Below are 21823 nucleotides of genomic sequence, written 5' to 3' on the forward strand. Positions count from 1 at the left end.
CGCTTCATACGCGCTGCCGCTTCCTATTTCGGCCCCCGTGACGAGGTTGGCGACGAGCCGCTCCCCGAGGTGCGCAAGGCGCTCATCGAGGATGCGCCGCGGGTCATGCGCCTGACCCTCTGGGGCATCATCGCCTTCGTGGTGTTCTGCCTGCTGTGGGCCAATTTCGCCGAAGTCGACGAGGTGACCCGCGGCGAAGGCAAGGCCATTCCGTCCTCGCGGGTGCAGAAGATCCAGAACCTGGAAGGCGGCATCGTTTCCGAGCTGTTCGTCCACGAAGGGCAGGTGGTCGAAGCCGGCACGCCGCTGTTGCGCCTGGACGACACGCGCTTCGCCTCGAACGTGGGCGAGACCGAAGCCGATCGCTTGTCGTTGGCCATGCGCGTCGAACGCCTGAGTGCCGAAGTCGAAGGGCGTGAACTGGCCATTCCCGAGGACATCGCCGCCAAGGCACCAGGCCTGGCGCAGAGCGAACGGGCGTTGTTCCTCAGCCGTCAGCAGCAGTTGCAGGACGAGATCGCTGGGCTGCAGGAACAGTTGACCCAGCGCCGTCAGGAAGTGCGCGAGTTCGTGTCCAAGCAGAGTCAGTTCCGAAACAGCCTGGAATTGTTGCGCCAGGAAATCCGCATGTCCGAGCCGCTGGTGGCCGAGGGCGCCGTATCGCCGGTGGAGGTGCTACGCCTCAAGCGGGCCGAAGTGGAAAGCCGCGGTCAACTGGAGGCGACCGGCCTGGCGATCCCCCGTGCCGAGGCAGCGATCAAGGAGGTGGAGCGCAAGATCGACGAGACCCGTGGGCGTTTTCGCAGCGAGGCGCTGACCCAGCTGAACGAGGCGCGCACCGACCTGAGCAAGATCGAGTCCACCGGTAAAGCGCTGGAGGATCGGGTCAATCGCACCCTGGTCACCTCGCCGGTACGGGGTATCGTCAAGCAGCTGCTGGTCAATACCATTGGCGGCGTGATCCAGCCCGGTAGCGACATGGTGGAAATCGTGCCCATCGACGACACCATCCTGGTCGAGGCGCGCATTCGTCCGCAGGACATCGCCTTCCTGCATCCGGGGCAGGAAGCCGTGGTCAAGTTCACCGCCTACGACTACACCATCTACGGTGGCCTTAAGGCCAAGCTGGAGCAGATCGGCGCGGATACCGTGACCGACGAGGAAGGCAACAGTTTCTACCTGATCAAGCTGCGCACCGAGAAGAGCCACCTGGGCACCGAGGAGCATCCGTTGCTGATCATTCCGGGCATGGTCACCTCGGTGGACATCATCACCGGCAAGAAGAGTGTGCTCAGCTACCTGCTCAAGCCGATCATTCGCGCTCGCGCCGAGGCGCTGCGCGAGCGCTGATCGGTCAGGCCAGATCGGCCAGGGGGTGATCGTCGAACGCGGCGAAATGCGCGGCGATCACCTGCTCCGGCACCTGGGTCACGTCCGGCCAGTGCCAGCGGGGGGCGTGATCCTTGTCGATCAGCCGGGCCCGCACACCTTCGGCGAACTCCGGGTGACGACAGCAGCTCAGGCTCATGCCATATTCCATCCGAAACACCTGGGCCAATGACAGGTGCCGGGCGCGCCTGATCTGCTCCCATACCAGATGACCGGTCAGCGGGCTGCCGCCGAGCAGGGTCTTGGCGGCCTTGGCGAGCAGGGCGTCGTCATCGTTTTCCAGGCTGGCCAGGGCCTGCCAGCTCAGGGGCAGGGTGGCCTGATCGAGCAGGGCATCGAGGCGCTCGCGGCGTGGCAGCCACTGCGCGGCGGGTAGCTCGCCTTGGGCCTGCTGTGCGAGCGCCTTGAGTAGACTATGCAATTGCAGGTCGGCCTGGTCACGCCAGTTCAGCTGAATCAGCCCGTCGATCAGGGCGTCCTGCTGGTCGTCCAGCAGAAAGCGATCGGCCAGGTTCAGGTCGAGGGCGTCGCGGGCATTCAGAGGGCTGGCGGTCAGCCCGAAGAACAGGCCCAGCTTGCCGGGCAGGCGAGACAGGAAGTGGCTGCCGCCCACGTCCGGAAACAGGCCGATGCTGATTTCCGGCATGGCCAGCCGGCTGCTCGGCGTGACGACGCGAATCCCCGCGCCCTGCAGCAGCCCCATGCCGCCACCCAGAACGTGGCCGTGAGCCCAACAGATCAGCGGCTTGGCGTAAGTGTGCAGATAGTGATCGAGGCGATACTCGCGGGCGAAGAAGCGCTCGGCTAGTTCGGGCGCCTCACCGGGGCTGGCCAGGCATTGCTTGGCCAGTTGCACCACATCGCCGCCCGCGCAGAATGCCTTGCTGCCGTTGCCGCGCAGCAGCACGCAGGCAATATCAGCGTCGTCGGCCCAGGCCTGCAGGCGATCCTGCAGGGCGTCGATCATCGGCAACGACAGGGCATTGAGGCTGGCGGGGGCGTCCAGGCTGGCGATGGCGATGCGGTAGCCATGCAGGCTGGGGCGTTCTTCGAAGGTGACATTCATGTGCAGTTCCAGGGGCAGTTGCCGGTAAACGTCATTGATTGCGCCAGTTGGCCGTGCGCTTTTCCAGAAAGGCGTTGACCCCTTCTCGGGTATCGACGGCATCGAACAGGTCGACGAAGCGTTCGCGCTCGGCAGCCAGCCAGGTCGTCGGAGCCCTTTCGCGCGCACCCTGGATCAGCGGCTTGATGGCGCGCACTGCCACCGGGCTCTGGCTGGCGACCCTGGAAGCCAGTAACAGCGCATGGCCGCGCGCTTCGCCGGTATCGACCACCTGCTCCACCAGGCCGATGCGCAACGCGGTGTCGGCATCGAGCCGTTCCCCGCACAGAATCATGCGCTTGGCCCAACCTTCGCCGACCAGCCAGGGCAGGTTCTGGGTGCCGCCGGCGCAGGGCAACAGACCGACGCTGGCTTCCGGCAGGGCCATCATGGCCTGGCGCTCGGCGATGCGGATGTCGCAGGCCAGTGCACACTCCAGGCCGCCACCCATGGCGTAGCCGTTGATCGCCGCAATGGATACCCCGCGGAAGGCGCTGAGTCGTTCGAATGCCTCGCCAAAGCGGCTGGCCATTTCCCGGGCGCGGGCCTTGTCGCCATCGGCGAACAGTTTCAGGTCGGCCCCGGCCGAAAAGAACTTGCCACCCTGGCCGGTGATGACCAGCGCATAAATGTCGTCATCGCGGTCCAGGTGGTCGATCAGCTGCTTGAGACCGATCAGCGATTCTCGGTCCCAGGTATTGGCAGGTGGGTTATTGATGGTGAGCAGGGCGGTGTGGCCGTGCTTTTCCACCGTGAGCTTGTGGGTCAGGTCGAAGATACCGGGTTTGTAGGGTTCCAGTGCCGTACTCATAAGGTGTCCTCTTCTAGCGGTGGTGTCTTTACTGTAGCGTCAAAGCTCGCTCGGCGTGGCAGCGCGTGCTCTGCCAGGTGGCCAGATCGCAGTCCGGTGCCGCCCTCCGGGCTACCAGCGCGTTTTGCTGGCGACCGCCACCGCCGGACGACGCTGCAGGTCCAGGCCGTTGGGCTGGCAGGGTTACTGGCCGCTCCTTTTTACGCGGTTATCGGCGGTTCGTGTGATTCGCTTTTGGTCTAAGAAATTGCCGCTGCCAAACCTTGTCGTCATACGTGACCGGGCGTTGCCTTGACTTGAGCAGGAGGCTTCTCTAGCGTGCCGGTTTCATTGGATTACCGGGAGCAGGCATGTCCGCCGCAGACAAGGTCAAGCTGGAGGCCGGCTGGAAACAGGCGCTTCACGACGAGTTCGACAAGCCCTACATGAGCGTCCTGGGCGATTTCCTGCGCCAGGAAAAGGCGGCCGGCAAGGAGATCTATCCACCCGGCCCGCTGATCTTCAACGCCCTGAATTCCACGCCCCTCGATCAGGTCAAGGTGGTGATCATCGGCCAGGATCCTTACCACGGTCCAGGCCAGGCCCATGGCCTGTGTTTCTCGGTGCAGCCCGGGGTGGCTACGCCGCCGTCGCTGCTGAACATCTACAAAGAGCTCAAGCGCGACCTCAATATCGATATTCCCAGCCACGGCTATCTGCAGTCCTGGGCGGAGCAGGGCGTGTTGCTGCTCAACACCTCGCTCACCGTCGAGCGCGGCAATGCCGGCTCCCATGCGGCCAAGGGCTGGCAACCATTCACAGACCGGATCATTTCATTGGTCAGCGAGCAGCGCCCGCATCTGGTGTTTCTGCTTTGGGGCGCCCATGCGCAGAGCAAGGAGCGCTTGATCGACACCAGCAAGCACCTGGTGCTGCGCTCGCCCCATCCCTCACCGCTGTCGGCGCATCGCGGTTTTATCGGTAACGGCCACTTCAGCCGCACCAACAAGTTCCTCGAGCAGCATGGGCTGGCGCCGATCGACTGGCGCCTGCCGCCGCTCCAGGATTGATCAGCCGGTGCAGATCTGCCCGGCCAGGTCGCTTTGCAGGGACGCGATGCGCTGGTTCACCTGGGTACGCTGCTTGTCGTCGGCAGCGGCCAGCAGATCGCTGAGCAGGGCGGCCATCGCCTGGCGCGATTGCTCGTAGGCCTGGGTGGCCTGCTCGTCATGGGCGCCGCGACGGTTCTCCAGCACCTGGTTCATGCGCTGGGCGAAGTCCTCGGCGTCGCGCTGGTCCAGCACGCTGCGAAATTCGCTCTGCCAGCGTGCACGGTTTTCCAGCCACAGGCGGTTCTGATCACGGCGCTCGCTAGCCCACTGGCCGATGCGCGCCCGCTGTGTCTCGTTGAGTGAGCCGAACCAGGGGCTCAGGCGCTTTTCCAGGCGCTCGGCACGCTCGCTGATCTGGGTCTGCAGGGGCGGCTCGAGAAATTTCTGGCGGTCTTCGACATTGCCCTTTTCCATCCGCGCATAGAGCCGCTCGACCTGTTCGGGGCGCAGATCGGCAAGCAGCGCGACGGCCGTGGGGTTGGTCTGCTGCACGACGGCATGGAACGCCTGCTCGGCCTCGATCATCTGTGCCTCCAGTTGACTGGCGTCTGGCGCGGGCTCCTGAAGCAGGTCCTGAGTGCGCTGCAGCCAGTCCACATAGCGCGGCAGTTCGGTGCTGCAGTGCCAGGCCAGATGCTCCTGCAGCTTCGGCTTGAACCAGGCCTTTTGCTGCGAATCGAGATCCAGGTACTGATCTACCCGCCAGGAAATCACCCAGTCCAGGTTGCGATAGGCCAGGCCAGCCTTGCTACAGGCACTGACCAGCAGGCCGAGCGATAGCAGCAGGAGCAAGCTCTTCAGATACCCGGACATGTCGATTCCTCTCGGTGCGCGCTGGGAAAGAGTACGCCAGCCATGTCGACAGCGCGCATTCGGACATATCCGCTAAAAAAGCCTGACGGAGTCAGACCTGAGAGGTCAGGGCAGCGGCGAGTGGCGCTGCCACAGCCGGAACAGGGGTTCGGCCAGAAACATCACCAGAAACAGGCGCAAGGCCTGCAGCGCCGTGACCAGGGCCACCGACAACTGCAGCGCTTCTGCGGTCAGGCACAGTTCGGTGATGCCGCCAGGCATCATGCCGAGCATCAGCGACACCGATTCGATACCACTCACCCAGCCGATGGCCGAACCGAGCAGCGCCGTGACGATCATCGCCAGCAGGGTGAACAGCATCACGCGCAACAGAAAGCCCGGTGCGCTGCGAAAGAACGCCCGGTCGAAATGACAGCCCAGGGCGCAGCCTATCAGCCATTGCCCGGCCTGACCGAGCCAGCCCGGCATGCCGATATGCAGATCGAAAATCACGCTGGCTGCGGCGCACAGCGTCAACGGGCCGAGCATCCAGGGGTTGGGTTGCCCGAGGCGGCGCCACAGCACGGCCAACAGTGCACCTGCGGGCAGCAGGATGGCCAGCCAGAACCAGTCCACCGGCACGGGCGGTGCGGGCTCGGCGGGTGGCAGGCCCCAGGTGAACAGTGCCGGGATCAACAGGATGACCATCAGCAGGCGCATACTGTGCGCGGCGGCGATACGTGCCGGTTGGGCGCCATGGCGGCGGGACAGGTTGACCATTTCGCTGGCTCCGCCCGGCATGCTGGCGAAGAACGCCGTGGCACGATCCACCCCGGCGCGGCGCAGGCCGGCAATGCCGATGGCGCTGAGGGCGAGGGTAGCGAAGGCGCCGAAGAGGATGATCGTCAGGTTGCCGAGCACCTGCTCGAGCACTTCGCTGGTGAAATGCAGGCCGATGCCGGCGGCCACCAACCATTGACCGACCTGGCGGCCGCCCGGCATTTCCTGGCTGAGTACGCCGCAGCAGCGCAGCAGGATGACTGCCAGCAGCGAACCGATCACCCACGGCAACGGCCAACCGACGAGGCTGGCCAGGTAACCACCAGCTGCGCCAACCAGTGGCGTGAGCCACCAGCTGCGCAGGTGCTTGGAATTGCCGTGCGGGTTTTCGCTATCAGGCATTGGCCGCATCGGCCTTGCGCTGGCTGCGCTTGCGCCAGGTGCGGTAGAACGGCAGGGCGATCATCACGGCGATCAGTGCCCATACGCCCCAGGTGATCGGGCTGGCGAACAGGATGCCTAGCTCGCCGTTGGAGATCGACAGGGCGCGGCGCAGGTTCTGCTCCATCATGCCGCCGAGAATGAATCCCAGCAGCACCGCCGACAGCGGAAAGTCCATCTTGCGCAGGATGTAGCCTGCGACGCCGATGCCGATCATCAGATACAGGTCGAACGCGGTGGCATGCACCGCATAGACGCCTATCGAGGTGATGATGGCAATGGCCGGCACCAGGGCCCAATACGGCACGGCCAGGATCTTGGTGAACACCTTGATCATCGGCACGTTGATGATGATCAACATGATGTTGGCCACGAACAGCGAGGCGATCAGACCCCAGACGATATCCGGTTGGTCGCGGAACAGCAGCGGGCCCGGGGTAATGTTGTACAGCGTCAGGGCGCCGAGCATCACCGCGGTGGTGCCCGAGCCGGGAACGCCGAGGGTCAGCATCGGTACCATCGAGCCGCAGGCCGCGGCGCTGTTCGCCGTTTCCGGCGCCGCCAGGCCGCGCAGGTCGCCGTCACCGAACTTGTTGTCCTTCACCGCCAGGCGTTTCTCGGCCATGTACGACACGGCGCTGGCCAGGGTTGCGCCGGCGCCTGGCAGAACACCCATAAAGAAGCCGGTGGCACCGCTGCGCAGGTTGGTAGCGAGTACCGACATGCCTTCCTTGACGTTGAACAGCATGCGGCCACTGGCGTCGATGGCCTTCTGACCATGGTGGGTGCGCTCGAGCAGCACGAGGATCTCGCTGACCGAAAACAGACCCAGCACCAGCACCACGAACTGAATGCCGTCGGCCAGGCCCAGGCTGCCGAAGGTGAAGCGGTACACGCCGCTGTTGGAGTCGATACCGACGCACGACAGGAACAAGCCGATACAGGCCGCGATGGCGGTCTTCATGGGTTTGTTGCCGGCCATGCCCGCCAGGCAGACGATGGCGAAGACCATCAGCACGAAGTATTCGGCCGGGCCGAAGGCCACTGCCCACTTGGCGAGCAGCGGGGCGAAGATCACCACGCCACAGGTCGCCATCAGGCCACCGACGAACGAGCTCCAGGCGGAGATCGACAGCGCCACGCCAGCCTTGCCCTGGCGGGCCAGCGGATAGCCGTCCAGGGTAGTCATCACCGCCGAGGCCTCGCCTGGGATGTTCAGCAGGATCGAGGAAATACGACCGCCGTATTCGCAGCCCAGGTAGACCGCCGCGAGCAGGATCAGCGCGGTTTCCGGTGGCAGGCCGAGGGCGAAGGCGATTGGAATCAGCAGCGCCACGCCATTGATCGGGCCCAGGCCCGGCAGCAGGCCGACGACGGTGCCGATCAGGGTGCCGCACAGGGCGGTGAACAGGTTGTAGGGGCTCAGGGCGACGCCGAAGCCCTGGCCCAGGTAGCTAAAAGTATCCACGGATCAGATCTCCAGGCTGGAAAGAATGCCGAGCGGCAGCGGGACGTCGAGGATCTTGTCGAACAGCAGGTACAAGCCGACTGCCAGCACCACGCCGGAAATCACGCTGGTCTTCCAGCTGCCCTCATAGAGTCGGGCCATGGCGATGCCGAAGATCAGGCTGGCGGGAATGAAACCCAGGGGCTCGAACAGCGCCGCATAGAGGGTGAAGACCACCACGCAACCGGCCACCTTGGCGATCACGTGCCTGTCCAGCGGGGGCTCGTCGTCATGAGACGTCGTGCTGGACGGTTTGACCAACAGGTAAATGGCGCCCAGGCCCATGAGGATCAGCAGCAACATCGGGTAGGCGCGCGGGCCCACCGGTTCGTAGGAGAAGGGCGCATGGTAGCCCCAGGCAACGATGCCCAGCCCTGCGCACGCCAGCAGTAGCACCACGCCAAATATGCGTTGTGACATGAGGGAGTCCTCGTTTTTTATCATGCCAAAAGCATCCCCTGGGCAGTGCCCAGAGGATGACCGTGAGTCGTAAGCGGTTAGAGCGGGTTACTGCTGAATCAGGCCGAATTCCTGAGCCAGCTCCTTGTACTGGGCAACCTGCTTCTTCACGTAGGCGTCCAGTTCTTCACCGGTCATGGCGAACGGATACAGCTCGCGGCTTTCACGCAGCTTGGCGAAGTCGTCGGAGGCCAGCAGCTGGTCGAACGAGTTCTTCCACCAGGTGTAGGCTTCGTCGCTGACCTTCGGGCCGAGGTAGAAGCCGCGGATTACCGGCCAGACCACGTCATAGCCCTGTTCCTTGGCGGTCGGGATGTCGGCCACCTTGGCACCCGGCAGGCGCTCTTCGGCGAAGACGGCGAGGATACGCATGTCGCCGCTTTCGACGTGCGGCACCGAGTCGGAAATGTCGGTACTGGCGACCTGGATATGGCCACCGAGCAGGGCGGTGGCCAGCTCACCACCGCCCTCCATCGCGACATAGCGCATTTCGCGCGGGTTGATACCGGCGGCGCGGGCAACCAGAGCGGTTTGCATCCAGTCCTGGCTGCCGACGGTACCGCCGGAACCAATCACCACCTTGCCGGGGTTTTCCTTGAGAGCCTTGACCAGGTCATCCAGATTCTTGAGCGGCGAGTCCTTGCGGACGGCCAGGGCACCGTAGCTGGTGCCAACGCCGGCCAGCCACTTCACGGCGTTCTCGTCGAAGCGGCCGAACTTGCCCTGGGCGAGGTTGAGCAGCGAGCCGCTGGAGAAGGCGGTGATGGTGCCTTCTTCGGAAGGGCGCTGGGCGACCACGGCGTTGTACGCTACTGCGCCGACGCCGCCGGGCATGTAGGTCACACGCATCGGCGATTTGAGCAGCTTGCTCTCCACCAGCGCGCTCTGCGCCAGCTTGCAGGTCAGGTCGAAGCCGCCGCCGGGGGCTGCCGGCGCGATGCATTCCGGACGACGGGGCTCATCGGCCAGTAGGGGGCCTGCGAAGGCCATGCAGGCGGCTGTCAGGGCTATACGGGTAAAGGTCTTTTTCATGGGACGGATCCTCCGAGTTTTTATTGTGAGTTACCAAATAGGCAGCGAGTAGCCAACGATGATGCGGTTTTCATCGGCATCGCGAGCGAAATCGGAGCGGAAGCTGGCATTACGCACGCGCACGTAGAGATCTTTCAGCGCGCCGCTCTGCACCACGTACTTGAGTTCGATGTCGCGCTCCCACTCGCCGCCGGTCTGGTTGCTGCCGCTGATCTTGGCGTCGTCACCACTGATGTAGCGGGCCATGAAGCTCAGGCCAGGAACGCCGACCTTGGCGAAGTCGAAATCGTAGCGGGCTTGCCAGGAGCGTTCGTCGGCGTTGGCAAAGTCGTTGATCTGCACGAAGTTGACCAAAAACGGATCGCTGCCATCGATATAGGCGAAGCCGGTGTCGCCGCTCATGTCCTGATAGCCGAGGCCGAACTTGTGGCTGGCGATGGCGTAACTGACCATGCCGTTCAAGGCCCGGTTGTCGATCTTGCCGGCCTTGGACGCGCCGCTGTCGTTGCTGATGGCCAGGCGCAGGTCACTGGAGAGTACGCCGGCGCCCAGGGCATGCTTGGTCTGCAGCCCGAAGAAATGCTGGCGGTAGATATCGTCGAGGTCGGCGAAGTAATAACGCCCCGTCACGCTTTTGCTGAAAGCGTAATCGAGACCCGCCAGGTCGAGATGGTCGGCGGTGATGCCGCCGGCATAACGGCCGTTCTTGCTGTTGAGCAGCATGTCTTCGGAGTTGGTCGAGGCACGGTCGATAACCTTGTCCAGGCGACCACCGGTGAGCGTCAGGCCGTCCAGTTCGGACGAGGTCAGCAGGCCGCCTTCGAATACCTGCGGCAGCAGGCGGCTGTCGCTGGCCTTGATCACCGGCAGTTCGGGAATGTGCGAGCCGTAGCGCATCTCGGTTTCCGACACCTTGAGCTTGGCGGTCAGGCCCAGACGGGAGAACTCATCCGGCGTACCGCCGTCATCCTGAACCGGCAGCAGGTCGGTACCGGTGCGGCCGCCGCCGGAGTCCAGCTTGACGCCCAGCATGCCCATCGCATCGACACCAAAACCGACGGTGCCTTCGGTGAAGCCGGAACGCAGGTCCAGCAGGAAACCCTGACCCCATTCTTCGCGTTTGTTCTGGCCAGTGCCTTCGCGGAAATCACGGTTCAGGTAGATATTGGTGGTGGTCAGGCTGGCGGAGCTGTCTTCGACGAAAGCAGCGTGAGCCATTGGGGCGAGTAGTGCGGTTGGCAGTGCGAGGCTGAGCAGGCTCAACGGCGAGATAGCCTGGCGCATGGCTGTCGGCATGTGGGGTAACTCCATTGTTGTTATTGTTTTTCACGACCGCACAGCACTGCGCAGATCGTTTTGCGAGCGGATCGAGCCGCCCTGTAGCGATCCTAGAAGTGCAACCTTTCATCAACCTTTCAGTGTTGAAAGTTGTTGCATATGTGCCGCCGCTGCACGCCGTAACTGCCAACGCCTCGCGCTAGCGGTAAACTCTCGCCACACATGGCGGTCAAGTCCATGGTTCGGTTGGAGGTTGCAGTGCGAATTCTGCTGGTCGAGGATCATCCGCAGTTGGCGGCAAGCGTCACCCAGGCGCTCAAGAGCGCTGGTTGGACGGTGGATGTTCTGCATGATGGCGTGGCGGCGGATCTCGCCCTCGGCAGCGAGGAGTACGCCCTGGCGATCCTGGACGTCGGCCTGCCACGCATGGATGGCTTCGAGGTGCTGGCCCGTTTGCGCGCCCGTGGCAAGACCGTGCCGGTGCTGATGCTCACGGCCCGCGGAGAGGTCAAGGACCGCGTGCACGGCCTCAACCTGGGCGCCGACGACTACCTGGCCAAGCCCTTCGAACTGAGCGAGCTGGAGGCGCGGGTCAAGGCACTACTGCGTCGCAGCATGCTCGGTGGCGAGCAGCAGCTGCGTTGTGGCGACCTGGTCTATGACCTGGATACCCGACGCTTCACCCTGCTGGAGGAAAGCCTCGCCCTGACCTCCCGCGAACAGGCCGTGCTCGAGGCGATGATTTCCCGGCCTGGACGGGTGATGAGCAAGGAGCAGTTGGCCTCCCAGGTGTTCGGCCTGGACGAGGAGGCGAGCGCCGATTCCATTGAGATCTACATCCATCGCCTGCGCAAGAAGCTCGAGGGCGGTGCGGTGCGCATCGTCACCTTCCGCGGCCTGGGTTATCTGCTGGAAGCCACGGGTGGTTAGCCCCGGCAGTTTGCGTGGCCGGCTGATTCGCCGGCTGGCCGTGCTGTTCACGGTCATCCTGCTGGTCAGCAGCCTGACCGCCTACTGGAGCGCCCGGCACGCCGCCGATACGGCCTATGACCGCACCTTGCTGGCCTCGGCACGGGCGATCTCCGACGGGCTCTACGCCGTCGAGGGCATGCTCAGCGCCAACGTGCCCTATATTGCCCTGGATACCTTCGCCTACGATAGCGCCGGGCGTATCTACTACCAGGTGCTCGGGCCCAAGGGTGAACTGGTCTCGGGTTACGAAGACCTGCCGGCCGCCCCGCCGGAAACACCGCGAACCAACGATTACCCGGCACTGGCCAAGTTCTACGACGGCGACTACCGCGGCCAGGGGGTGCGGGTGGTAAGTTTTCTGCAGCCGGTCAGCGAGCCCGGCTACAGCGGTGTTGCCGAGATTCGCGTGGCTGAAACCCAGGGTGCCCGGGAGCGCATGACCCGCGATCTGCTGCTGGGCACGCTGTGGCGCATGGGTTTGCTATCGCTCAGCGCGCTGCTGCTGGTCTGGTTGGCAGTAAGCGCCGGGTTGCGCCCGCTCGAAAGCCTGCGTAGGACGGTCGCCGCGCGAAGCAGCGACGACCTGCGGCCATTGCCGGACGAGGACATGCCCAGGGAGCTGCGACCGCTGGTCAACGCCTTGAATCAGTTCAACGACCGCCTGCGCGGCCTGTTCGAGCGGCAATCGCAGTTCATCGCCGATGCCTCCCATGAGCTGCGCACGCCCCTGGCGGCGCTCAAGGCCCGAGTCGAACTGGGCTTGCGTGACCAGGACCCGCGCATCTGGCACGCGACGCTGGAAGACGCCGCCCTCAATGCCGATCGCCTGACCCATCTGGCCAACCAGCTGTTGTCGCTGGCGCGAATCGAAAGCGGTGCGCGGGCAATCGCCGAAGGCGGGGCGTTGCGCCTGGATCTCAGCCAACTGGCCCGTGAGCTGGGCATGGCGCTGGCGCCCCTGGCCCATTCGCGCGGCGTCGCCCTGGCGCTGGAAGCCGAGCAGTCGGTGTGGATTCGCGGCGAGCCGACGCTGCTCAACGAGCTGTTGTGCAACCTGGTCGACAACGCCATGGCGTATACCGAAGCCGGCGGCAACGTCATCCTGCGGGTGCAGGAGCCGGGCGTGCTGGAGGTCGAGGACGATGGGCCGGGCATTCCCGAGGAGGATCGGGAGCGGGTATTCGAGCGGTTCTACCGACGCCAGGCCCAGGGGCTGGGCGCTGGCCTGGGGCTGGCCATCGTCGGCGAGATCTGCCGCGCCCACCGGGCCGATATCAGCCTGCATCAGGCCAGCCCCCATGGGCTGCTGGTGCGTGTGGTATTCCGCGGCGAAGCCAGTTGACCGCGGGGCGAGGCAGGCCTCGCCCCGCAGCGGTCACTGCAGCATGGTCATGGCTGCGTCCATGGCCGCCGACAGATCTTCGTCGGCGTGGATATCCAGGTCCGGCTTGATGCCGAGCTTGGCGAACGCCGGAATCTGGCTCCAGTCCAGCTGCGTGTAAGGATGCGGGGTGCCAAGGTGGCTCTGCAGCGTGGCGACCTGAACGATGTCTACGTAATCGACCTTGCCACCGTCGCGGCTGAAGTTCAGGTACTGGCTCGGGATGCAGGCGATCATTTCCGGGAATTCCCAGGTGCGCAGGATCTTGTCGCCAATGATCGGATGGATCTGCTCGATCACGTGGTTGAGGCTGATCGAGTCGGCCAGCAGCTCGCTGTGCTCTTCGGCGTAGGTGAGAATCGGCAACACGCCAATCTGGTGCACCAGGCCGGCGAGGGTGGCCTGGTCCGGCATCAGGCGCGTGTAGTGGCGGCACAGGACGTGGCAGATGCCGGCAATCTCGGTGCTCTTGGTCCACACTTCGCGCATCTTGCGGTCGACCACATCGGTGGTCGCCTGGAACATCTGCTCCATGGCCAGGCCGGTGGCCAGGTTGCAGGTGTAGTTGATACCCAGGCGGCCAATAGCCATCTGCAGATCGGTGATTTCCCGGTTGGTGCGCAGCAGCGGACTGTTCACCACCTTGATGATGCGCGCAGTCAGCGCCGCATCGTTGCCGATGACCTTGGTCATCTCGGGAATGCCGACGTTAGGGTCCTCCGCCGCCTCGCGAACCTTCAGGGCGACCTCGGGCAGGGTAGGCAGCACCAGTTCATCGTGGTCGATGGCCCTGGTCAGATCCAGCAGGACTTTTTCGGCGAGTTTGCTCATGAAATTCTCGTTATTGGCGGAGTGAGGGCAGACGCTACCCAGTGTAGGTCAGCGCTGAATTTCGCGGTTGCTGTCCAGCGCGTACGGCAGCTCGAGCAGGTCGAGCGGTAGACCTTCCAGACTGCCCAGGTGAACGCGGCCATCGAGCGCGGCATCTTCCTGCACGACCGCCAGCAGCTCGATACCCTCGGCACTCGAGGCGGCCAGCACCACTTCGCCCACCGCGCTGCGGTGCACAGGGGAGAACAGTTCGGTACCAGGCACGGGCGGTTGCTCGCCAGCCATGCGCAGGCGATAAAGGCGGCGCTTGAGCTTGCCCAGGTACTGCATGCGAGCAACGATTTCCTGGCCGGTGTAGCAGCCCTTCTTGAAGCTCACGCCGCCCACGGCCTGCAGGTTGATCATCTGCGGGATGAACAGCTCGCGGGTCGTGCCGGTCACCTGGCCAATGCCGGCGCGGATCTGCGCGAGCAACCAGTCATTGAGGCTGGCTTCGGCGAGGTGCTCGCTCAGGCGTGCGCGCAGGGGGTCGGCCTGCTCGGCCGGCGCCCATAACTCGGCGCGGCCGTCGCTGAGGCGAATGGCGAGCAACGAATCCGTACTGGTCACGCTGTCGGCCTCGGCGGCGAGATCCAGTCCCAGGGCCTGCAGGACGGCATCCGCGCCACCCAAGCCGAAGCGAACCCAGGCGGCGCTTTCATCGCCCAGCTTGGCCTTGGAGAACACCGCATATTTCTGCAGTTCGGCGAGCTGCGGTGCCAGCAGCTCCTGGCTCATGGCCAGGAGAAACCCGTCGGCTACGCTGACGATACGAAAGCTCGACAGCATACGGCCCTTTGGCGTGCAGCGAGCGCCCAGGCTCGAGCCGCTGGTGCCGAGGTAGTTGATGTTGCAGGTGATCTGGCCCTGCAGGAACTTGCCTGCATCGGGGCCGCGCACGGCAAGGATGCCTTCGTGGGTAAGCGGGCAAAAGAAAGCGCTGTCGGCCATGGTCGAGACGATCGTGGGCAAAGAATGAGGCTGCCATGATAAGAGCAGCGGCAAGCGTCTAGCTACAGGCAAAAGCACCGCCTGGCGTTTCGGCTGGCGACGCTGATGCAAGCGGCGGCTGTTGGTATACTGCCGGCCTTTTCCGAGGAGCATTGCCATGGTCGACGCCACTGAACTCAATCGCCTCTTCTGGCACAGCCGGCGCGGCATGCTGGAGCTGGACGTTTTGCTGGTGCCATTCGTGCAGGAGGTCTACCCCTCGCTCGACGAGGGCGATCGTGCCCGTTACCGCAAGCTGCTCGAGTGCGAGGATCAGGACATGTTCGGCTGGTTCATGCAGCGTGGCGAGCCGGAGGATGCCGATCTGCGTCACATCGTTCGCATGATCCTGGATCGTGTCCAGCCCAAGTAAACGCTTCGAGTGCCACTGGCGGCCGTCACGGCGGCTGCTGGAAATCTACCTGTGCGCCCAGGCCCTGGCGCTGCTGACGTTACTGCTCGTCGAGGTTGCCCTCTGGGCGCGTCTGCTCGGCCTGCTGGCGTGCGGCTGCCATGCCGCCTGGGTATTGCCCAGGCATGTGTTGCTGACCCATCCGGCCGTCTTCAACCGTTTACGTCATGACGACGAAGGTTGGCAGGTGCAGCGCGGCGGCGGGCAATGGCAACCCGTCACCCTGCAGGCAGACAGCATGGCGCTGCCCTGGCTGGTCATCGTGCGTTTGCGCCTGCCGGGGCGCCCGTTCACCCACAGCCTGTGCATCCCTGTCGACGCCATGCTGCCGGACATGCATCGACGCCTGCGGGTGCGCCTGAAGTTCAGCCGTCAGCGTTGGCGGGTTGCAGAATAGTGTCGCGTGCTTCGGCTAGCAGGTCCGGGTAATCCAGGGTGTAGTGCAGGCCGCGCGACTCCTTGCGCGCCATGGCCGACAGGATCATCAGTTCCGCCACCTGGGCCAGGTTGCGCAACTCGATCAGATCCCGGCTGACCTTGTAATTGCTGTAGAACTCGTCGATTTCATCGAGCAGCAGGCGCACGCGATGTTGGGCGCGCTGCAGCCGCTTGGTGGTGCGCACGATGCCCACGTAATCCCACATGAAGCGCCGCAGTTCGTCCCAGTTGTGGGCGATGATCACGTCCTCGTCCGAGTCGGTGACCTGGCTGGCGTCCCAGGAGGGCAGGTCGGCGGGCATCGCCACTTTATGCAGGTTGGCGACGATGTCGGCGGCGGCCGAACGCGCATACACGAAGCACTCGAGCAACGAATTGCTGGCCATGCGATTGGCGCCGTGCAAACCGGTGAAGCTGGTTTCGCCAATGGCGTACAGACCTGCCACGTCGCTGTGTCCGGCCTGATCGACGAGCACGCCGCCGCAGGTGTAGTGGGCCGCGGGTACCACCGGAATGGCCTGGCGGGTGATGTCGATGCCGAATTCCAGGCAGCGCTGGTAAACGGTCGGGAAGTGGTTTTTGACGAAGTCCGCCGGCTTGTGGCTGATATCCAGATAGACGCAGTCGATACCCAGGCGCTTCATCTCATGATCGATGGCGCGGGCCACGATGTCACGTGGCGCCAGTTCCTCGCGGGGGTCGAAGCGCGGCATGAAGCGTTCGCCGTTGGGCAGGCGCAGCAGTGCGCCTTCGCCACGCAGGGCTTCGGTAACCAGAAAGCTCTTGGCCTGGGGGTGGTAGAGGCAGGTGGGGTGGAACTGGTTGAATTCCAGGTTGCCGACCCGGCAGCCGGCGCGCCAGGCCATGGCGATGCCGTCGCCGCAGGCGCCGTCCGGGTTGCTGGTATAGAGGTAGACCTTTGCCGCGCCGCCGGTGGCGAGAATGACGAAGCGCGCGTGGTGAGTGTCCACCTCGCCGCTGCGCCGGTTCAGCACATAGGCGCCCAGGCAGCGCTGGCCGTCTCGGCCCAGTTTGCGTTCGGTAATCAGATCCACGGCGACCCGCTGCTCGAGCAATTCCACGTTGCGGCGCTGGCGTGTGCGCTCGAGCAGGGTGTTGAAGATGGCTGCGCCCGTCGCGTCGGCAGCGTGGATGATGCGTCGGTGGCTATGGCCGCCTTCACGGGTCAGGTGAAATTCGAAGCCGCCGTCTTCGCGATCATGCTTGTCGTCACGGGTGAAGGGCACGCCCTGTTCGATCAGCCATTCGATGGCTTCGCGGCTGTGCTCCACGGTGAAGCGCACGGCATCTTCACGGCACAGGCCGGCACCGGCATTGAGGGTGTCGTTGACATGGGAATCGACGGTGTCGCCGTGATCCAGCACCGCGGCGACTCCGCCCTGGGCCCAGTAGGTCGAGCCATTGGTCAGCTCGCCCTTGCTCAGCACGGCGATGCTCAGGTCGTCGGGAAGGGTGAGCGCCAGGGTAAGGCCGGCGGCCCCGCTGCCGATAACCAGAACGTCGTGCTGAAAATGTTGGCTCATTGTTATGGGTCCGCTGGGTGGCGTGCAGCTGAAAGGATGCGCCTGTCGATCACTGCGGGTGCTCTCTGTCGACACGGTCATGGCCGTCAACTTTTTGTATCTGGAGGTCACTCGAATGGTCGCTATGAGCCTGCGGCGGGGCTTCAAGGGCCATGGCGGCAGCTCGGCGGCCCCTAGTATATAGAGGGGGGCAACGGCACAATAGCCGACCTGGTAGGTTGTGCGGCGCAGAACGTGTATCGTGTTGGGATGGCGATATGCCTGCGCGGCTGGCCGCCATGCTGGAGCTGCATCTTATCCGCTGAAACCTGTATGAACTTTGTCATGGGGCAGGGTTCTATAGCGGAGTCGCCCCGGAGAGGGAATGTGTCTGGCGAGTCGGCGAGCGAAGTGGTCGTACCATTCGATTCGATCCGTCAGGTGATCTAAAGACAATTCGCGCAGCAGGCAGTGGCCCTGGTGCGTGGTTTCGTGCAAAACCAAAAAATGTTTTGTGGGAAGCTTGTTTGTAGGGGGAGAACTTTTGCATATGACTCGAGTCTATTTCGGCAGATCGATCTTCTGGCAGGCGCAGACCTCCTACGGGCTCAACGAGGAGTATTCATGCTAACCCAGGAAGAAGATCAGCAGCTGGTCGAGCGCGTGCAGCGCGGTGACAAGCGAGCATTTGATCTGTTGGTGCTGAAGTATCAGCACAAGATTCTCGGGTTGATCGTGCGATTCGTGCACGACACCCATGAAGCTCAGGATGTCGCCCAGGAAGCTTTTGTAAAAGCTTACCGGGCACTGGGAAACTTTCGCGGCGACAGTGCGTTCTATACATGGCTGTACCGCATCGCCATCAACACGGCGAAGAATCATCTCGTTTCTCGTGGCCGCCGGCCACCGGACAACGATGTAAGTGCAGAGGATGCCGAGTTCTACGATGGCGACCACGCCCTCAAGGATATCGAATCTCCCGAGCGAGCCCTGTTGAGGGATGAAATCGAAGCCACCGTGCATCGGAGCATCCAGCAACTGCCAGAAGATTTACGAACGGCGCTAACGTTACGTGAATTTGATGGTCTTAGTTATGAAGACATTGCGAGCGTCATGCAGTGTCCAGTTGGTACCGTGCGTTCGCGAATCTTTCGGGCGCGTGAAGCCATCGACAAGTCCCTGCAACCTTTGTTGCAGGAAGCCTGAGACAGCGGCGACAGCCAAGAGAGGAACCGCTATGAGTCGTGAAGCCCTGCAGGAATCGCTGTCCGCGGTGATGGATAACGAAGCGGATGAACTTGAACTTCGGCGTGTGCTCGGTGCGAGCAACGATGCCGATCTGCGTGCCACCTGGTCCCGTTATCAGGTAGCCCGTGCCGCGATGCACAAGGACCTGCTCGTGCCTAAACTGGACATCGCCGCAGCCGTTTCCGCGGCTCTGGAAAACGATGCCACTCCAGTTGTGCAAGAGAAAGTCGTGCGTGGTCCGTGGCGCAGCCTGGGACGCGTAGCCGTTGCTGCGACCGTCACGGTTGCCGTGTTGGCCGGCGTGCGTTTCTACAATCAGGATGACGTTTCTGGTGCCCAGTTGGCGCAGCAGGATCAGCCGTCCATCGCGCTGCCGCAAGCTCAGGGGCCGGCCATTCTGGCAGGCTTCAAGACTTCGGATGAGCAGCCGGCTGTAGAGACCGTCTCTGCCGAAGGTGAAGGCTGGCATGAACAGCGTCTGCCTGAGTACCTGCGTCAGCATGGTCAGCAATCTGCCCCTGGCACTGCTGAAAATGCACTGCCGTTTGCACGGTCTGCGAGTGTAGAAGAGCGTTAAGAACGACGCGTATGCGCTCCATTCTCGTCACCTCCCTGATGCTCGGCGGTATTTTGGCAACCCCTGCCATGGCCGCCGATGCACAGGGATGGTTGCAACGGCTGAGTCAGGCCGAGAGCAAGCAAAGCTTCCAAGGCACCTTCGTTTACGAACGCAACGGCAGTCTTTCCACTCACAGCATCTGGCGTCAGGTCGAGCCGGGTGGAACTGTGCGCGAGCGGTTGTTGCAACTCGATGGACCGCCGCAGGAAATGCTGCGGGTCAACGGCCAGGCGCAGTGCGTCAACGGCCCGATTGCCTCCGTCGTCGTCGATGAGCAGGCGTGGCCTGCCCATGGTCTCGATGCCAGGCAGATCGAGCAATGGTACGAGCTGAGTCTGCGTGGCGAGTCCCGGGTAGCCGGGCGCTCGGCCGTGGTGCTTGGCCTGGTTCCGCGTGATCAGCATCGTTACGGTGTTCAGCTTTACGTGGACAAGGAAACCGGCCTGCCGCTCAAGTCGCTGCTGGTCAATGACCGCGGTGAGCTACTCGAGCGATTCCAGTTCACCCAGCTTGATACGGCGGCTATGCAGCCAACTGCCGTATTGCAGCCTTCTACCCAATGCGCACCGGTGCGCGTCGTCAAGGCGCGTACGCCGTCGGCAGAGTCCTGGCGCTCCGAGTGGTTGCCGCCGGGTTTCAATCTCAGCGCGGTAACCCGGCAGCGCAGCCCGTTATCTACCGATAGCGTCGATTGTCTGGTTTATGATGACGGTCTGGCGCGCTTTTCCGTCTTTCTCGAGCCCCTGCACGATGCGGCTGTAGCCGATGCGCGCAACCAGCTTGGGCCTACCGTGGCCGTGTCCCGGCGCCTGACAACGGACGATGGAGATGTCATGGTAACGGTGGTGGGCGAAATTCCGCTGGGAACGGCGGAGCGTGTCGCCATGTCGATGCGTACCGGCGACGTGCACGCCACGCCGTAACGGCCGACGATAACGATCAAGGCCGATGTGCCGCCTGTTTGTTGTACCACTGGCCCCACAGGGGCCTCGTTTGTTCTGGATGGGGAAGAAACTGCAATGTCGATGCCTAGCCTGAAAAATTATGCGGCCGCGTTGTTCGCGGTGTTTCTGATGGGGCAATCCGTGGCGGCGCATGCACAGCTACCGGACTTCACCCCATTGGTCGAGGCGGCTTCACCTGCCGTGGTCAACATCAGCACCCGGCAGAAGGTGCCGAACGCCGTCGCCAGCAGTGGCGGGCTCGCCGTTCCGGACCTGGAAGGCCTGCCGCCGATGTTCCGCGAATTCTTCGAGCGCAGCATTCCTCAGCAGCCTCGCGCGCCAGGTGGCGGTGGTCGCCAGCGTGAAGCACAGTCGCTCGGCTCGGGCTTCATCATCTCCAAGGATGGTTACATCCTGACCAACAACCATGTGGTCGCCGACGCCGATGAAATCATCGTTCGCCTCTCTGACCGCAGCGAGCTGGAAGCCAAGCTGATCGGTACCGATCCGCGCAGTGACGTGGCGCTGCTCAAGGTCGAGGCGGATGATCTGCCGACCGTGAAGCTGGGCAACTCCGACAACCTCAAGGTCGGTGAGTGGGTACTGGCCATCGGCTCGCCGTTCGGTTTCGATCACTCGGTCACCGCCGGTATCGTCAGTGCCAAGGGGCGCAGCCTGCCAAACGAGAGTTATGTGCCGTTCATCCAGACCGACGTGGCGATCAACCCGGGTAACTCCGGCGGCCCGCTGTTCAACCTCGATGGCGAAGTGGTCGGTATCAACTCGCAGATCTTCACCCGCTCCGGCGGCTTCATGGGGCTGTCCTTTGCCATTCCCATGAGCGTGGCGATGGATGTGGCCGACCAGCTCAAGGCCAGCGGCAAGGTCAGCCGCGGCTGGCTGGGTGTGGTGATTCAGGAAGTGAACAAGGATCTCGCCGAGTCGTTTGGCCTGGAGAGACCGGCCGGCGCCCTGGTCGCCCAGGTGCTTGAAGACGGCCCGGCTGCCAAGGGCGGGCTGCAGGTCGGCGATGTGATCCTCAGCCTGGATGGCAAGCCGATCATCATGTCTGCCGACCTGCCTCATCTGGTTGGCGCCCTGAAGCCGGGCACCAAGGCCAACCTGGAAATCGTCCGTGAGGGCGCGCGCAGGAATCTGAAGCTGGCGGTCGGCACCATGCCGGCCGATGACGCCGACGAAGCGACCCCAGGTGCCACGCCAGGCGCCGAACGCAGCAGCAACCGTCTGGGCGTCAGCGTTGCCGAGCTGACCGACGAACAGAAAAAAGCGCTGGATCTGCGCGGTGGCGTGGTGATTCGCGAAGTTCAGGATGGTCCGGCTGCGCTGATCGGCCTGCGTCCGGGCGACGTGATCACCCACCTGAACAATCAGGCGATCAGCTCGGCGAAGAACTTCACCGAAGTGGCGCAATCGCTGCCGAAGAATCGCTCGGTGTCGATGCGCGTACTACGTCAGGGCCGCGCCAGCTTCATTACTTTCAAGTTGGCCGAATAGGTCTGGCCGACCAAGCTGAGATGGGCGACGAAAGTCGCCCTTTTTTATGGCCGCCTCATGACCTCTGCTTGGGGGCATGCCTGAGAAATGCCGACCGCCCAAGGCAGGTGTGGCAAGCGGATACTCGATTACTGCGCTCTCACGCTTGTCCTGACGTGACGTGGGGGCAACCACTCGGGTAAACTTTGCGGCTATTTTCGGCAGGCATTCGCCTGCGGCCTTTTTC

Annotated in this window: 21 protein-coding genes; 10 read left to right on the plus strand and 11 right to left on the minus strand. The window is 63.5% G+C overall.

Features of this window, described 5'->3' with window-relative positions:
* Positions 1-6: 6 nt before the first annotated feature.
* Positions 7-1350: an HlyD family type I secretion periplasmic adaptor subunit gene (locus tag SA190iCDA_RS08755; RefSeq protein WP_139159564.1), complete on the plus strand. Its 1344-nt coding sequence runs from the start codon at positions 7-9 to the stop codon at positions 1348-1350.
* A 4-nt stretch (positions 1351-1354) separates the two neighbouring features.
* Here the strand turns inward: SA190iCDA_RS08755 and SA190iCDA_RS08760 are convergent, their stop codons facing one another.
* Positions 1355-2455, minus strand: a complete 1101-nt coding sequence (locus SA190iCDA_RS08760) for an enoyl-CoA hydratase/isomerase family protein (RefSeq protein ID WP_070887858.1) — start codon at positions 2453-2455, stop codon at positions 1355-1357.
* A 31-nt stretch (positions 2456-2486) separates the two neighbouring features.
* The gene (locus tag SA190iCDA_RS08765; RefSeq protein WP_070887857.1) at positions 2487-3305 is read right to left on the minus strand and encodes an enoyl-CoA hydratase; all 819 of its coding nucleotides are present in this window, start codon (positions 3303-3305) and stop codon (positions 2487-2489) included.
* A gap of 350 nt (positions 3306-3655) precedes the next feature.
* On the opposite strand from SA190iCDA_RS08765, the gene ung reads away from it, so the two are divergent.
* A complete protein-coding gene (ung, locus tag SA190iCDA_RS08770) occupies positions 3656-4354 on the plus strand; it encodes a uracil-DNA glycosylase (protein WP_070887856.1) in 699 nt (232 codons plus the stop codon).
* Here the strand turns inward: ung and SA190iCDA_RS08775 are convergent, their stop codons facing one another.
* The 6 genes from SA190iCDA_RS08775 to SA190iCDA_RS08800 form a co-directional block, all read right to left on the minus strand.
* Positions 4355-5209 carry a DUF6279 family lipoprotein gene (locus SA190iCDA_RS08775; RefSeq protein WP_070887855.1) on the minus strand — a complete coding sequence of 285 codons (855 nt, stop codon included), beginning with the start codon at positions 5207-5209 and terminating at the stop codon, positions 4355-4357.
* Between the two features lie 105 nt (positions 5210-5314).
* Positions 5315-6370, minus strand: coding sequence for an AbrB family transcriptional regulator (locus SA190iCDA_RS08780; RefSeq protein ID WP_070887854.1), 1056 nt, complete (start codon positions 6368-6370; stop codon positions 5315-5317).
* Positions 6363-7877 carry a tripartite tricarboxylate transporter permease gene (locus SA190iCDA_RS08785; RefSeq protein ID WP_236101137.1) on the minus strand — a complete coding sequence of 505 codons (1515 nt, stop codon included), beginning with the start codon at positions 7875-7877 and terminating at the stop codon, positions 6363-6365. The genes SA190iCDA_RS08780 and SA190iCDA_RS08785 overlap by 8 nt, the downstream gene beginning before the upstream one ends.
* A 3-nt stretch (positions 7878-7880) precedes the next feature.
* Entirely contained in the window at positions 7881-8336 is a 456-nt protein-coding gene (locus SA190iCDA_RS08790) for a tripartite tricarboxylate transporter TctB family protein (protein ID WP_083329825.1), read from the minus strand.
* Positions 8337-8423: 87 nt separating this feature from the next.
* Positions 8424-9407, minus strand: coding sequence for a Bug family tripartite tricarboxylate transporter substrate binding protein (locus tag SA190iCDA_RS08795; RefSeq protein WP_070886586.1), 984 nt, complete (start codon positions 9405-9407; stop codon positions 8424-8426).
* A 30-nt stretch (positions 9408-9437) separates the two neighbouring features.
* Positions 9438-10703: an OprD family porin gene (locus SA190iCDA_RS08800; protein WP_070886587.1), complete on the minus strand. Its 1266-nt coding sequence runs from the start codon at positions 10701-10703 to the stop codon at positions 9438-9440.
* A 240-nt stretch (positions 10704-10943) separates the two neighbouring features.
* Here SA190iCDA_RS08800 and SA190iCDA_RS08805 point away from each other — a divergent pair, with 240 nt between their 5' ends.
* Positions 10944-11615: a response regulator gene (locus SA190iCDA_RS08805; RefSeq protein ID WP_070886588.1), complete on the plus strand. Its 672-nt coding sequence runs from the start codon at positions 10944-10946 to the stop codon at positions 11613-11615.
* Complete coding sequence (locus SA190iCDA_RS08810; protein ID WP_070886589.1) at positions 11608-12999, plus strand: sensor histidine kinase; 1392 nt, start codon at positions 11608-11610, stop codon at positions 12997-12999. Before SA190iCDA_RS08805 ends, SA190iCDA_RS08810 begins: the two co-directional genes overlap by 8 nt.
* 33 nt (positions 13000-13032) lie before the next feature.
* Here the strand turns inward: SA190iCDA_RS08810 and SA190iCDA_RS08815 are convergent, their stop codons facing one another.
* Together SA190iCDA_RS08815 and SA190iCDA_RS08820 are read right to left on the minus strand one after the other, a co-directional pair.
* Complete coding sequence (locus SA190iCDA_RS08815; protein WP_070886590.1) at positions 13033-13869, minus strand: HDOD domain-containing protein; 837 nt, start codon at positions 13867-13869, stop codon at positions 13033-13035.
* A gap of 48 nt (positions 13870-13917) precedes the next feature.
* A complete protein-coding gene (locus SA190iCDA_RS08820; protein WP_070886591.1) occupies positions 13918-14859 on the minus strand; it encodes a YgfZ/GcvT domain-containing protein in 942 nt (313 codons plus the stop codon).
* A 157-nt stretch (positions 14860-15016) separates the two neighbouring features.
* On the opposite strand from SA190iCDA_RS08820, the gene SA190iCDA_RS08825 reads away from it, so the two are divergent.
* Positions 15017-15271 carry a succinate dehydrogenase assembly factor 2 gene (locus SA190iCDA_RS08825; protein ID WP_070886592.1) on the plus strand — a complete coding sequence of 85 codons (255 nt, stop codon included), beginning with the start codon at positions 15017-15019 and terminating at the stop codon, positions 15269-15271.
* Positions 15255-15707 carry a protein YgfX gene (locus SA190iCDA_RS08830; RefSeq protein WP_070886593.1) on the plus strand — a complete coding sequence of 151 codons (453 nt, stop codon included), beginning with the start codon at positions 15255-15257 and terminating at the stop codon, positions 15705-15707. Before SA190iCDA_RS08825 ends, SA190iCDA_RS08830 begins: the two co-directional genes overlap by 17 nt.
* Here SA190iCDA_RS08830 and nadB read toward each other — a convergent pair.
* Positions 15676-17292 carry an L-aspartate oxidase gene (gene nadB / locus SA190iCDA_RS08835; protein WP_070886594.1) on the minus strand — a complete coding sequence of 539 codons (1617 nt, stop codon included), beginning with the start codon at positions 17290-17292 and terminating at the stop codon, positions 15676-15678. The genes SA190iCDA_RS08830 and nadB overlap by 32 nt on opposite strands.
* A gap of 603 nt (positions 17293-17895) precedes the next feature.
* Here nadB and rpoE point away from each other — a divergent pair.
* The 4 genes from rpoE (at position 17896) to SA190iCDA_RS08855 (ending at position 21597) form a co-directional block, all read left to right on the plus strand.
* A complete protein-coding gene (gene rpoE / locus SA190iCDA_RS08840) occupies positions 17896-18477 on the plus strand; it encodes an RNA polymerase sigma factor RpoE (RefSeq protein ID WP_013792331.1) in 582 nt (193 codons plus the stop codon).
* A 31-nt stretch (positions 18478-18508) separates the two neighbouring features.
* Positions 18509-19096 carry a sigma-E factor negative regulatory protein gene (locus SA190iCDA_RS08845; RefSeq protein WP_070886596.1) on the plus strand — a complete coding sequence of 196 codons (588 nt, stop codon included), beginning with the start codon at positions 18509-18511 and terminating at the stop codon, positions 19094-19096.
* An 11-nt stretch (positions 19097-19107) separates the two neighbouring features.
* Positions 19108-20061 carry a MucB/RseB C-terminal domain-containing protein gene (locus tag SA190iCDA_RS08850; RefSeq protein ID WP_070886597.1) on the plus strand — a complete coding sequence of 318 codons (954 nt, stop codon included), beginning with the start codon at positions 19108-19110 and terminating at the stop codon, positions 20059-20061.
* A 102-nt stretch (positions 20062-20163) separates the two neighbouring features.
* A complete protein-coding gene (locus SA190iCDA_RS08855; RefSeq protein WP_070886892.1) occupies positions 20164-21597 on the plus strand; it encodes a DegQ family serine endoprotease in 1434 nt (477 codons plus the stop codon).
* Positions 21598-21823: the final 226 nt, after the last annotated feature.

Origin of the sequence: Pseudomonas argentinensis (assembly GCF_001839655.2) — a bacterium.
In the GTDB taxonomy this organism is placed as follows: Bacteria; Pseudomonadota; Gammaproteobacteria; order Pseudomonadales; family Pseudomonadaceae; genus Aquipseudomonas; species Aquipseudomonas argentinensis_B.